Genomic DNA, 13828 nt, shown 5'->3' with positions numbered 1-13828 from the left:
GCGCTGCAGAGGTCACAAGTCACCACAGAGTGTCAGACAGTTAAAATTCAAAAGCCGGAGAACATGTTCTCCGGCTTTTTTCGTATCTGACTTCAAGTTGGGATCAAACGGCGCGCATCACGCGCCGCTATCATCACCTTCCGGCGCCGGATTTTCGGCGGAAGCGGTGCCTGCGGCATCGATGCCGTTTTCCTCTTCGCCCTCGACGCCATTTTCCTCGTCACCTTCCGGCTCGCTGATACGCTCGACGGAAACCACCTTCTCATCCTTGGCGGTCGAGAAGATCGTGACGCCCTTTGTCGCGCGGCTGGCGATACGAATGCCGTTTACCGGAACGCGGATCAGAACACCGCCATCGGAAACGAGCATGATCTGGTCTGCTTCGTCGATCGGGAAGGCCGCAACCTGTTCGCCAATTTCCGCGGTCTTGGACGTGTCGGTGGCGCGGATACCCTTGCCGCCACGGCCCGAGGTCCGGAAGTCGTAAGAGGATGAACGCTTGCCATAACCCTTTTCCGACACGGTCAGAACGAACTGCTCACGGGACTTCAGGTATTCGTAACGTTCATCGGAGAGCTGTCCCTCTTCGGTGACTTCCTCACCGACCAGAGCAATATCCTCCTCGTCGACACCCGCAGCGCGACGTTCTGCGGCGGAGCGCTTCAGATAGGCAGCACGCTCCCACGGCTCAGCATCGACATGGTTGACGATGGTCATCGAGATGATGCGGTCGCCATCGGCCAGATTGATACCGCGGACACCGATCGAGTTGCGGCCGGCGAACACGCGGACCTCATCGACAGGGAAGCGGATTGCCTGGCCAAGTGCCGTCGTCAGAAGCACGTCATCACCCGGAATGGCGAGATCATGGTTCGGCGCCGTGCAGGTCTCGACGGAGAGGATTTCGTCACCCTCTTCCTCGAGCTTCATGGCGATCTTGCCGTTGCGGTTGACCTGAACGAAATCGGACAGCTTGTTACGGCGAACCGTACCGCGCGTTGTCGCGAACATGACGTCGAGGTTTTCCCAGGAATTCTCATCCTCGGGCAGCGGCATGATGGTGGTGATGCGTTCTCCGGGTTCCAGCGGCAGCATGTTGATCAGCGCCTTGCCGCGCGATTGCGGCGTGCCGACCGGCAGGCGGTAGACCTTTTCCTTGTAGACGATGCCACGCGAAGAGAAGAACAGAACCGGCGTATGGGTGTTGACCACGAACAGGCGCGAGACGAAATCCTCGTCACGCGTCGCCATGCCGGAGCGGCCCTTGCCGCCACGACGCTGGGCGCGATAGGTCGCAAGCGGCACGCGCTTGATATAGCCAAGATGCGATACCGTGACGACCATGTCTTCGCGGGCGATGAGGTCTTCATCGTCCATGTCGAGGCCGGCATCCATGATCTGGGTGCGGCGCGGCGTGCCGAATTCGTCACGGACGGCTGCGAGCTCATCCTTGACGATGGTCTGGATGCGAACCCGCGACGACAGGATGTCGAGATAATCGGAAATCTCGGCGCCGATCTTGTTCAACTCGTCGGCGATTTCATCGCGGCCGAGTGCGGTCAGGCGGGCAAGACGCAGTTCTAGGATGGCACGCGCCTGCTCTTCGGAAAGATTGTAGGTCGCGTCCTCGTTGATCCTGTGGCGCGGATCGTCGATCAGGCGGATCAGCGATTCCACGTCATGTGCCGGCCAGCGGCGGGTCATCAACTGCTCACGGGCCGTTGCCGGATCGGGTGCACGACGGATCAGCTGGATGACTTCGTCGATATTGGCGACGGCGATGGCGAGACCGACCAAGACGTGGGCGCGTTCGCGGGCCTTACGCAGCAGGTATTTCGTGCGGCGGCTGACGACTTCCTCACGGAAGGACACGAAGGCGCGCAGCATGTCGAGCAGCGTCAGCTGTTCCGGCTTGCCGCCGTTCAGCGCCACCATGTTGCAGCCGAAAGAGGTCTGCAGCGGCGTGTAGCGGTAAAGCTGGTTGAGGATGACGTCAGCGTTTGCGTCACGCTTCAACTCGATGACGACGCGGTAGCCCTGGCGGTCAGACTCGTCGCGCAGGTCGGAAATGCCCTCGATGCGCTTGTCCTTGACCAGTTCGGCCATCTTTTCGATCATCGTAGCCTTGTTCACCTGATAGGGAACTTCGGTGATGATGATCTGCTCGCGGTCGCCGCGCATAGGCTCGATCGTGGCAAGGCCGCGCATCATGACCGAGCCGCGGCCCGTCTCATAAGCCGAGCGAATACCGTTCTTGCCGAGAATCATTGCGCCGGTCGGAAAATCCGGACCGGGGATGATTTCCATCATCTCGGGCAGCTCGATCGCCGGATTATCAATCAGCGCGATACAGCCGTTGATGACTTCCGAAAGATTGTGCGGCGGGATATTGGTGGCCATGCCGACGGCGATGCCGCCTGCGCCATTGACCAGCAGGTTGGGGAACTTGGCCGGAACCACGACCGGCTCCGACATGGTGCCGTCGTAGTTGTCGCGGAAATCGACTGTTTCCTTGTCGAGGTCGTCGAGCAGCGCATGCGCCACCTTTTCCAAACGGCACTCGGTGTAGCGCTGGGCCGCCGGCGGATCGCCGTCGATCGAGCCGAAATTGCCCTGACCGTCGATCAGCGGCATGCGCAAGGACCAGTCCTGCGCCATACGGGCCAAAGCGTCATAGATCGCCGAGTCGCCGTGCGGATGGTATTTACCCATCACGTCACCGGTGACACGGGCGCTCTTGACGTATTTCTTGTTCCAGTCGAGCCCCAGCTCGTTCATCCCGTAGAGAATGCGGCGATGGACCGGCTTCAGGCCGTCACGAACATCAGGAAGGGCGCGGCTGACGATGACGCTCATGGCGTAATCGAGATAGGAGCGCTGCATCTCCTCCATGATGGAAATGGGTTCGATGCCTGGGGGCAGCTTTCCGCCGCCGGGTGTGCTTTGCTCAGTCAAATCGGATCACGATCTCTGTACGGAATCAGTTGCATTTTTATAACGGAAAGAGGTAACGAGCGCCAATTTCCGCGAGGGTTTTGAACAGCTTTCGACGCCATTCAAGGCAAGACTTTGTCCATCACCGCAAGCGCGGCAAAGGTCCTGACTTCCCGTTAAGCCGGGACTGTCCTAACAATCATCCATCGTGTTCGCAAGGAACTCGACCTATCGGGGAAATTATACATGGCGACGGCCGATGCGCTGATCAACGCAATGACGACAATGCTGGTGACGCTGGACCCACCCGGCCTCGCCCCGGTCTTCCTTGGCCTTACGGTCGGCATGACGGCTGTACAACGCAAGCAGGTGGCCCTGCGCGGCTCGATCATCGGCTTCGGCATCCTGACCGTGTTCGCGCTGTTCGGCGCCGGCGTGCTCGGCCTGCTCGGCATCTCGATGGGAGCGTTCCGCATAGCAGGTGGCATGCTGCTGTTTTGGATTTCCTTTGAAATGGTCTTCGAGAAGCGGCAGGAGCGCAAGGAAAAGACCTCGCAGGCGGCCATCACCATCGACCATATCCGGGACCTTGCCGTATTTCCTCTGGCTATCCCGCTGATTGCCGGCCCCGGCGCAATTTCCGCCACGGTTCTGCTTGCCGGCACGTTCACGAGCCCATTTGACCGCGCGCTTCTGATCTCCGTCATCGCACTGATGATGCTTATTCTCTATGTGACGCTTCTGCTTGCCGAACGGCTGGACCGCATTCTCGGCGTTACCGGCCGCGCGATCCTGACCCGACTTCTCGGTGTGTTGCTGGCCGCACTCTCCGTGCAATTCGTGGTGGATGGCGTTCGCGCAGCCTTCAATCTGTGAACTGCCGACATCGGTCTTTTGACAGACGACAAATCAGTTGCTTCTGATAGAAGCAGGCGCCGCCAAAGATTCCGGCGACGCAATTGTCTGACTGAAGGAAATATCGATGTTGTCCATGCTGCGCCGGATGCTGCCCGATACTCAGCTCGTCAGCAAAACGGAGCGGCTACGCGCCTCGTCGGGTGCGCTTTTGGGAATACTGATCACCGGGCTTGTCGCAGGGCTTGTCGCAGGCCTCGCCGTCGGCCTTGACCCTGCCCTGCCCGCGCTCATTGCGCCGATGGGGGCTTCAGCCGTATTGCTGTTCGCCGTCCCGGCCAGTCCCCTCGCCCAACCATGGTCGATCCTTGGTGGAAATACGGTGGCTGCTATCACGGGCGTATCGGTGAGCCTGCTGGTTGCCGATCCATTCGTTGCAGCGGCGCTGGCGATCGGCATCGCCATCGGACTGATGATGACGCTTCGCTGCCTTCACCCGCCGAGCGGCGCAATCGCACTGACCGCCGTGCTCGGAGGGCCTTCAATCCACGATCTCGGTTACACCTTCGTCATATGGCCTGTTCTTGGAAATTCTTTGGCTCTGCTTGCTCTCGCACTGCTTTACAACAATGTCACCGGCCGCAGATATCCGCATCGAGCAAGCCTTGCTCCAGTCGATCACCGAACCAGGGATCCAGCGCCCATCCAACGAATTGGTTTTTCTTCGGACGATCTGGACGAGGTGCTGAAGGACTATGATGCATTTCTCGATATCGATCGGGATGATCTCGAATCCATCCTGAGACGCACCGAGCTGCGCTCCTATCGCCGCCGGGCAGGCGATCTGACCTGCAAGGAAATCATGTCCAGGGATGTCGTTGCGGTGGCACCGGATGAGAGCTTGCGCAATGCCCACGTCATCATGCGCAGCCGTCACCTGAAGGCACTGCCAGTCACCAATGATGCAGCCGAAGTCGTCGGGATCATTACCCAGACCGACTTTCTTGACAAGCCCAACTGGATAAAAGGAGAGCCGACAATCGGTTTTCGTCACCGTTTGCGGCTGATTGCACAGGGCGCCTCGGCGGCCAATGGGACGGTTAAGGACATCATGACGTCCCCCGTCAAAACGATCCGCCCTGACGCGTCACTCTCCGATGCGATCATCATGTTTGCGGAGCAGGGGTTGCACTATCTGCCGGTGGTCGCGGAAAACAGGAAAATGGCCGGCATTCTCTCGCAATCGGACGTATTGATAGCAACGCTCGAGGCGGCGACAAAAGGCGACGGTCGCCTATAGAGACGTCCTTAGCGATCGGTCCGCTTTGCCTTCAGGATCCGCTTCCAGATCGTTCCACCGAGGAATTTGTTGAAGACGACAAAGTAGGCGACGATCAGCGCGAAACACAAAAGCGCTGGCCATCCGTCAAGTGCGAAACCACCATCTGTGCGACCTCCGAAAATCGATGCCACCAGAAATCCGGAAGCCCAGAAAATCGTGAAGAAATCCAGGATGGCAGCGAGAACGATCCGCCATGTTGCGGGCTGTCTGGTGATATTGCCGGCGTCGCTCATTTATAGTCTTCGATCCTTTATATTGCAGCGCTCATGAAAGAGGCGCCTTGCGGCGCCTCTGATCAGAACGGAATATCGTCATCCAAATCGCGGGAGAAGTTTCCGCCGCCCGACTGACCGCCACGACCGCCCTGCCCGCCACCTTGATTGCCACCCTGGCCGCCAGAGCGCGGGCGATCGTAGTCGTTGCCGCCCCCACCATAACCGCCGCCGAAGTCATCACCGCCACCGCCGAAGTCGCTCGAGCCGCCGCGACCGCCGCCGAAGCCGCCGCGATCACCGCCGCCTTCGCCGCGACCGTCGAGCATGGTCAGCGTTGAATTGAAGCCCTGCAGCACGACTTCCGTCGAATAACGGTCATTGCCGCTCTGGTCCTGCCACTTGCGGGTCTGCAGCGCGCCTTCGATATAGAGCTTGGCACCCTTCTTTACATACTGCTCGACAACCTTGCACAGGCCTTCGTTGAAGACGACGACGGTGTGCCATTCGGTCTTTTCCTTGCGCTCGCCGGAATTGCGATCGCGCCAGGTTTCCGACGTCGCGATGCGAAGGTTGGCGATCGGACGGCCGTCCTGGGTCCGACGGATTTCCGGATCTGCACCCACGTTGCCGATCAGAATGACCTTGTTGACGCTACCTGCCATAATCTTCTCACCTTACTTTGCCGCCACCGCGGCCTAAATCCAATCCGTTCACCATAGACCATAGGCCGGGCAAGGCGCGACCTCCCCCCTATCCCTCATCCACAGGCAAAGTTCCCTCTCCACAAAATCAAGTTCCGGCTTTTCTCGAAGAAGATAATTTTGTTCTTTATTTGTTCTATTTTATTCCTATACTCCTGTCAACGGAGTCGGAACCGCAGCCGATTGCGGCAGTTTCGCCTCGACAGGCGCGGATCAATGACTACATAAGGGCCTTCAAATCCTCCCAGATGGGCCTCTCCAAAGGCATGACGATGAGCGAACTCAAGACCATTTCCATTCGCGGCGCGCGCGAGCATAACCTGAAGGGCGTCGATCTCGACCTGCCCCGCAATTCGCTTATCGTGATGACCGGCCTTTCCGGATCGGGCAAGTCCTCGCTTGCCTTCGACACGATCTATGCGGAAGGCCAGCGCCGTTATGTCGAAAGCCTGTCGGCCTATGCCCGCCAGTTTCTGGAAATGATGCAGAAACCGGATGTCGACCAGATCGAAGGCCTGTCGCCGGCGATCTCGATCGAACAGAAGACGACGTCGCGCAACCCGCGCTCGACGGTCGGCACGGTCACCGAAATCTACGACTATATGCGTCTGCTTTTTGCGCGCGTCGGTGTTCCCTATTCGCCCGCCACCGGTCTGCCGATCGAAAGCCAGACGGTCAGCCAGATGGTCGACCGCGTGCTTGACTTCGAGGAAGGCACGCGCCTTTACATCCTCGCGCCGCTGATCCGCGGCCGTAAGGGCGAGTACAAGAAGGAACTCGCAGAACTGATGAAGAAGGGCTTTCAGCGCGTGAAAGTCGACGGCCAGTTCTATGAAATCGCCGATGTGCCTACCCTCGACAAGAAATATAAGCACGATATCGATGTCGTGGTCGACCGTCTGGTCGTCCGTTCGGATATTGGTGCAAGACTGGCAGACAGTCTTGAAACCTCGCTGAAGCTGGCCGACGGTCTCGCGGTCGCAGAATTTGCCGACAAGCCGCTGCCGGCAAACGAAACAGCTGCCGGCGGTTCGGCCAACAAATCGCTCAACGAAACCCATGAGCGCGTGCTGTTTTCGGAAAAGTTCGCCTGCCCGGTTTCCGGCTTCACAATTCCGGAAATAGAACCCCGACTGTTCTCCTTCAACAACCCTTTCGGCGCCTGCCCCACATGCGACGGCTTGGGTTCACAGCAGAAGGTAGACGAGAATCTCATCGTTCCGGAGCCGGCGCGCACGTTGCGTGACGGCGCGATCGCGCCTTGGGCCAAGTCTTCTTCACCCTATTATAATCAGACGCTTGAAGGCCTCGGAAAGGTATTCGGCTTCAAGCTGTCCGACCGCTGGGACAATCTTTCCAGCGACGCGCAGGCGGCGATCCTCAAAGGCACCGAGGAGAAGATCGAGTTCAACTATGTCGACGGCGCCCGTTCCTACAAGACGGTCAAGAATTTCGAAGGCATTGTGCCGAACCTCGAGCGTCGCTGGAAGGAGACCGACAGCGCCTGGGCGCGCGAAGAGATCGAGCGTTACATGTCGGCGGCCCCCTGCCCGGCCTGCGCCGGTTATCGGCTCAAGCCGGAAGCGTTGGCGGTGAAGATCAACAAGCTGCATATCGGCGAAACGACGGAAATGTCGATCAAGGTTGCGCGCGACTGGTTTTCGGCGCTGCCCGAGCACCTTAACACCAAGCAGAACGAGATCGCGGTGCGGATCCTCAAGGAGATCCGCGAACGCCTGCAGTTTTTGAACGATGTCGGGCTCGATTATCTCAGCCTGTCGCGGAATTCAGGGACGCTATCGGGCGGTGAAAGCCAGCGCATCCGGCTTGCCTCGCAGATCGGCTCGGGTCTGACCGGTGTGCTTTACGTGCTCGACGAACCGTCGATCGGCCTGCATCAGCGCGACAATGCCCGGCTTCTCGAAACGCTGAAGCACCTGCGTGATATCGGCAATACGGTTATCGTCGTTGAACACGACGAGGATGCGATCCTGACGGCCGATTATGTCGTCGACATCGGCCCCGCCGCCGGCATCCACGGCGGCACTGTGGTCGCCGAAGGTACGCCGCAGCAAGTCATGGCGAACCCCAAGTCACTGACCGGTAAATACCTGTCGGGCGAACTCGGCGTCGCCGTTCCGGCCGAGCGCCGTAAGCCGAAGAAGGGCAAGGAGATCAAGGTCGTCGGGGCTCGCGGCAACAACCTCAAGAATGTCACGGCATCGGTGCCGCTCGGCGTTTTCACGGCGGTTACCGGCGTGTCGGGCGGTGGCAAGTCCACCTTCCTGATCGAGACCCTTTACAAGTCGGCTGCCCGCCGTGTGATGGGCGCGCGCGAAATCCCGGCGGAACACGACCGCATCGACGGGTTCGAGCATATCGACAAGGTGATTGATATCGACCAGTCGCCGATCGGCCGCACACCGCGCTCCAACCCGGCCACCTACACAGGCGCTTTCACGCCGATCCGTGACTGGTTCGCCGGCCTGCCGGAGGCGAAGGCACGCGGTTATGCGCCCGGTCGTTTCTCGTTCAACGTCAAGGGTGGTCGCTGCGAAGCCTGCCAGGGTGACGGTGTCATCAAGATCGAGATGCACTTCCTCCCGGACGTCTACGTCACCTGCGATGTCTGTCACGGCAAGCGCTACAATCGCGAAACGCTCGACGTGCATTTCAAGGGCAAGTCGATTGCCGACGTGCTCGACATGACGGTCGAGGAAGGGGTCGAGTTCTTCTCGGCAGTCCCGGCTGTGCGAGACAAGCTGCAGGCGCTGTTCGATGTCGGCCTCGGCTATATTAAGGTCGGCCAGCAAGCGAACACGCTGTCGGGTGGTGAAGCGCAGCGCGTCAAGCTCGCCAAGGAACTGTCGAAACGCTCTACCGGCCGCACGCTCTACATTCTCGACGAACCGACCACCGGCCTGCATTTCCATGATGTCGCCAAACTGCTGGAAATGCTGCAGGAACTGGTCAACCAGGGGAATTCCGTCGTGGTCATCGAGCACAATCTCGAAGTCATCAAGACGGCCGACTGGATCATCGACATCGGTCCCGAGGGCGGCACCGGCGGCGGTGAGATCGTCGCACAGGGTACGCCAGAACAGATCGTCAAGGAGAAGCGGTCCTATACCGGTCATTTCCTCAAAGAGCTTTTGGAACGGCGCCCGGCGAAAAAGGTCGAGGCTGCAGAGTAACGCAGGCAGCCATCAGGAGGGAAGATGAGCAAGAGTGGTACGATCCGCAGCGGTATCGGCGGCTGGACCTTCGAGCCTTGGGAGGGCACATTCTACCCCGAAAAGCTCGCTAAGAAACGGCAGCTGGAATATGCCGCGAGCAAGCTCTCGGTGATCGAGGTCAACGGCACCTATTACGGTTCGCAAAAACCTGAGACCTTTGCCAAATGGGCTTCGGAAGTGCCGGACGGCTTTATATTCTCGCTCAAGGCCAGCCGCTTCACCACGAACCGCAAGGTTCTGGCGGATGCTGGCGAGTCTATCGAGAAATTCCTGACGCAGGGACTGGTTGAGCTGGGAGACCATCTCGGCCCCCTGCTCTGGCAATTCGCGCCGACCAAAAAATTCGAGCCTGAAGATTTCGAGGCGTTTTTGAAGCTGCTGCCGGAAAAGCTGGAGGGCCTGCCACTGCGCCATGTCGTCGAGGTTCGCCACGATAGCTTCAAGGTGCCGGAATTCGTGGCGCTTTTGGAAAACTACAATATTGCACCGGTCTGCGCCGAGCATTTCGACTATCCGATGATCGCCGATGTCACTGCCGATTTCGTTTATGCGCGCTTGCAGAAGGGCTCGGACGATATTCCGACCTGTTATGCCGATGGAGACATGAAAGAATGGGCAAAGAGGCTCACCACCTGGGCCGAAGGTTGCGTGCCGAACAGCTTGCCGCTGGTCGATGAAAAACGGACGGTGAAAAGAGAACCGCGTGACGTGTTCGCCTTCTTCATCCACGAAGGCAAGGTGAATGCTCCGCAGGGTGCGATGGCCATGCAGGCGCTGATCGGCTAAAGCAAATCCGGCAAAAGTGGAAACCGGTTTTGCGTCCGGAATTGCGTTGAAAGAAGTAGATAGAGCGGTTTCGCGTTTCAAAGAAACGCGGCAACGCTCTAAAAACGGGCCACAAGGTCGGCCATGGCGTGGCCTGCTTGTCCGGCAAGATCCTCGGCTGTCATATAGGGCCCGGCCAGTCCGGCAGCCTCACCGTGCAGATAGACACCTGCGGCAGCCGCCTCGAAAGCCGGCAGGCCCTGTGCCAGAAAAGCGCCGATCATGCCAGCCAAAACATCGCCGGATCCGGCAGTGGCAAGCCATGGCGGGCCGTTGGTGTTGATCGCAACGCGACCGTCAGGCGAAGCGATAACCGTGTCCGCCCCCTTATAGACGATTGCCGCATGGGCACGCCGCGCCGCTTTCAATGCCTTATCCGGCTTACTCAATGTCTCGTCGGCAGCGATATCGGGAAACAGGCGACCGAACTCCCCATCATGCGGGGTCAAAACCAGGTGTGTCTCGCCATCCTCAAAGGCATCGAACAAGATGGCAGGATCATCCCTGAACGAGGTTATGCCGTCTGCATCCAGCACAAGCGGGCTGTCTTTCAACGCCAGCACGAAGTCGCGGGCGCGGCTGCCGACGCCAAAGCCGGGACCGAGAACAAAGGCTGACAGTTTGGCGTTCTCCAGCCAATCGCTCAATTCTGCGTTGGTATCGACCTTTTTCAACATCACGGCCGTAAGCTGCGCAGCATTGGCCGCCATCGCGTCTTCAGGTGACGCTAGCGTAACCAGCCCCGCCCCGGTCTTCAGGCCGGCGATTGCCGACAAGCGTGCGGCGCCTGTTTTGGACGTCTCTCCCGAAAATACAGCAAGGTGCCCTCGCCGGTATTTGTGACTATCAGCACCGACAAACGGCAGATGCGCCGACCAGATCGGCGGCCCGTTTTCAGATATCGAGCCTCCGGCAGCCTCGATAATGCGCCGAGGAATGCCGATGTCGGCAACCTCGATGTCTCCGCAGAGAGACTTTCCGGGAAGCAGGAGATGGCCCGGCTTCCTCGTCATGAAGGTTATGGTGCAATGCGCCTTAAAAGCGGCGCCGAGAGGCTTGCCGCTTCGTCCATCGACACCCGAAGGCAGATCGACTGCCAGCACCGGCACTCCGGCTCTCTCCACCGAGGAAATCACGCCCGCGATCTCGTCTGAAACCTTGCGCGATAGGCCTGCGCCGAAAAGCGCATCGATAACGACATCACCGGGCTGCGGCTGGAACTCGCGAAGCGGAGCGACGCTGCCCCCCCACAATTGGAAAGCCAGTGCGGCATCTCCTTTCAGATCATCGGGATCTCCAAGAGCATGAACCGATATCTCTGCGCCACCGTCCGCAAGCTGTCGCGCGGCGACATAACCGTCTCCCCCATTGTTTCCCGGTCCGCAGAGAACGGCGAAACGCACCGCCGCAGGAAAATGAGACAGGGCAGTCGCTGCAACGGCGTAACCGGCACGCCGCATGAGACCGAAGGATGGAATCCCCGATTCCGCCGACATGCGATCGGCGCGCGCCATTTCTTCAGGCGTCAGCAGAATATTAGATGGAAGGTAGGCCATGCCGTACTTCATCTCAAACCCGCATAAAATACAAGCAGAACTGACCAATCTCAAAATGAACAATAAGAGTTCATTTGCACATTTAATGTGCAAATCGATTTCGATTGTATCCGTTCGAAATTTCGCATTTCTATCACGAAACGAGCCGGTGCGGCGTCATTCCACATCGAATTCGGTGAAAATGGAGTGCTGGCGAGGCTTTCCGGCATGGAAACGGACAGGAATACGTGCAAAATGAGAATATCCTTTTGAAAGTCCAACATTAGTTTGGCACGATATCTGCATTGGCATGGCCGAGTGGGTCGACGACCCGCGCATGGGGAGAAGCGGAGATATAGTTTCTCATGAAGAAGATCGAAGCGATCATTAAACCTTTCAAGCTCGACGAAGTGAAGGAAGCCCTTCAGGAAGTCGGATTGCAAGGTATTACGGTAACCGAAGCCAAGGGTTTCGGTCGCCAGAAGGGCCATACCGAACTTTACCGCGGCGCCGAATACGTTGTGGACTTCCTGCCCAAGGTTAAGGTGGAAGTGGTTCTTGCCGACGAGAATGCCGAAGCCGTTATCGAAGCGATTCGAAATGCGGCACAGACTGGACGGATTGGCGACGGCAAGATATTCGTTTCCAACGTCGAGGAGGTCATCCGTATCCGCACAGGCGAAACGGGTGTAGACGCGATCTAGCCGCTCGGCGTGACCGTTCATATCGTTACTGAAATCGAGGAACCTGTAATGACGAGCGCAAGCGAAATCATGAAACAAATCAAGGAAAACGACGTAAAGTTCGTTGACCTTCGCTTTACCGACCCGCGCGGCAAGCTGCAGCATGTGACGATGGATATTTCCGCCGTCGACGAGGACATGTTCGCCGATGGTGTCATGTTCGACGGTTCCTCGATCGGAGGCTGGAAGGCGATCAACGAGTCCGACATGGTGCTCATGCCCGATCCGGCCACCGTGCATATGGACCCTTTCTTCGCCCAGTCGACAATGGTCATCTTCTGCGACATCCTCGACCCGGTTTCAGGCGAATCCTACAACCGCGACCCGCGCGGTACGGCCAAGAAGGCGGAAGCCTATCTCAAGGCATCCGGTATCGGCGACACCATTTTCGTTGGTCCAGAGCCGGAATTCTTCGTCTTCGACGACGTGAAGTACAAGGCAGATCCGTACAATACCGGATTCAAGCTGGACTCATCCGAACTGCCGTCGAACGATGACACGGATTACGAGACCGGCAATCTCGGCCACCGTCCGCGCGTCAAGGGCGGCTATTTCCCGGTCCCGCCGGTCGACAGCCTGCAGGACATGCGCTCCGAAATGCTGACAGTGCTCACCGAAATGGGCGTTGTCGTCGAAAAACATCACCACGAAGTGGCTTCCGCCCAGCACGAACTTGGCGTCAAGTTCGACACGCTGGTGCGCAACGCCGACAAGATGCAGATTTACAAGTACGTCGTGCATCAGGTCGCCAATGCCTACGGCAAGACGGCCACCTTTATGCCGAAGCCGGTTTATGGCGATAACGGCTCGGGCATGCACGTACACCAGTCGATCTGGAAGGACGGCAAGCCGACTTTCGCCGGCGACGAATATGCAGGCCTGTCGGAAAGCTGCCTCTATTACATCGGCGGCATCATCAAGCATGCCAAGGCGATCAACGCCTTCACCAACCCGACGACGAATTCCTACAAGCGTCTGGTTCCCGGTTATGAAGCTCCGGTTCTGCTTGCCTATTCGGCACGCAACCGTTCCGCCTCCTGCCGCATCCCGTTCGGCTCCAACCCGAAAGCAAAGCGCGTCGAGGTTCGTTTCCCCGATCCGGCACAGAACCCCTATCTCGGTTTTGCCGCCATGCTGATGGCCGGTCTCGATGGCATCAAGAACAAGATCCATCCTGGCAAGGCCATGGACAAGGACCTCTACGACCTTCCGCCGAAGGAATTGAAGAAGATCCCGACCGTCTGCGGTTCGTTGCGTGAAGCGCTCGAAAGCCTCGACAAGGATCGCAAGTTCCTGACAGCCGGCGGCGTGTTCGACGACGACCAGATCGATGCCTATATCGAACTGAAGATGACCGAAGTGATGCGTTACGAAATGACGCCGCACCCAGTCGAGTTCGATATGTATTATTCGGCGTGATCGGCCGGACAAAACGACATGCG

General features: G+C 58.6%; 10 protein-coding genes. 6 read left to right on the top strand and 4 right to left on the bottom strand.

Annotated features, from left to right (window positions below; translation table 11 throughout):
• Positions 1-117 precede the first annotated feature (117 nt).
• Positions 118-2955, bottom strand: a complete 2838-nt coding sequence (gene gyrA, locus GGE33_RS06755; RefSeq protein WP_183821675.1) for a DNA gyrase subunit A — start codon at positions 2953-2955, stop codon at positions 118-120.
• 225 nt (positions 2956-3180) lie between these two features.
• Between gyrA and GGE33_RS06750 the strand changes: the two genes are divergently transcribed.
• Both GGE33_RS06750 and GGE33_RS06745 read left to right on the top strand, forming a co-directional pair.
• Entirely contained in the window at positions 3181-3810 is a 630-nt protein-coding gene (locus GGE33_RS06750; RefSeq protein WP_183821674.1) for a MarC family protein, read from the top strand.
• A gap of 106 nt (positions 3811-3916) precedes the next feature.
• On the top strand, positions 3917-5089 hold the full coding sequence (locus GGE33_RS06745) for an HPP family protein (protein ID WP_183821673.1): 1173 nt from the start codon (positions 3917-3919) through the stop codon (positions 5087-5089).
• Positions 5090-5097: 8 nt separating this feature from the next.
• On the opposite strand, the gene GGE33_RS06740 is transcribed toward GGE33_RS06745, so the two are convergent.
• Together GGE33_RS06740 and GGE33_RS06735 are read right to left on the bottom strand one after the other, a co-directional pair.
• The gene (locus GGE33_RS06740) at positions 5098-5364 is read right to left on the bottom strand and encodes an RDD family protein (RefSeq protein ID WP_183821672.1); all 267 of its coding nucleotides are present in this window, start codon (positions 5362-5364) and stop codon (positions 5098-5100) included.
• A gap of 62 nt (positions 5365-5426) precedes the next feature.
• On the bottom strand, positions 5427-6008 hold the full coding sequence (locus tag GGE33_RS06735; protein ID WP_183821671.1) for a single-stranded DNA-binding protein: 582 nt from the start codon (positions 6006-6008) through the stop codon (positions 5427-5429).
• A 311-nt stretch (positions 6009-6319) separates the two neighbouring features.
• On the opposite strand from GGE33_RS06735, the gene uvrA reads away from it, so the two are divergent.
• Positions 6320-9241, top strand: coding sequence for an excinuclease ABC subunit UvrA (gene uvrA, locus GGE33_RS06730; protein WP_183821670.1), 2922 nt, complete (start codon positions 6320-6322; stop codon positions 9239-9241).
• Positions 9242-9265: 24 nt separating this feature from the next.
• On the top strand, positions 9266-10069 hold the full coding sequence (locus GGE33_RS06725) for a DUF72 domain-containing protein (protein ID WP_183821669.1): 804 nt from the start codon (positions 9266-9268) through the stop codon (positions 10067-10069).
• Between the two features lie 98 nt (positions 10070-10167).
• Here GGE33_RS06725 and GGE33_RS06720 read toward each other — a convergent pair whose 3' ends face one another.
• Positions 10168-11664 (bottom strand): NAD(P)H-hydrate dehydratase, encoded by a 1497-nt coding sequence (locus GGE33_RS06720; protein ID WP_183821668.1) that lies wholly within the window; start codon positions 11662-11664, stop codon positions 10168-10170.
• 344 nt (positions 11665-12008) lie between these two features.
• On the opposite strand from GGE33_RS06720, the gene GGE33_RS06715 reads away from it, so the two are divergent.
• A complete protein-coding gene (locus tag GGE33_RS06715; protein ID WP_003515720.1) occupies positions 12009-12347 on the top strand; it encodes a P-II family nitrogen regulator in 339 nt (112 codons plus the stop codon).
• A 48-nt stretch (positions 12348-12395) separates the two neighbouring features.
• Positions 12396-13805 carry a type I glutamate--ammonia ligase gene (glnA, locus tag GGE33_RS06710; RefSeq protein WP_112455651.1) on the top strand — a complete coding sequence of 470 codons (1410 nt, stop codon included), beginning with the start codon at positions 12396-12398 and terminating at the stop codon, positions 13803-13805.
• The last annotated feature ends 23 nt before the right edge of the window (positions 13806-13828 follow it).

This window comes from Aliirhizobium cellulosilyticum (assembly GCF_014198105.1).
GTDB classification, from domain to species: domain Bacteria; phylum Pseudomonadota; class Alphaproteobacteria; order Rhizobiales; family Rhizobiaceae; genus Neorhizobium; species Neorhizobium cellulosilyticum.
Note: the sequence above shows the minus strand (reverse complement) of the source record. Positions and strands in the feature narration are given on the sequence as shown.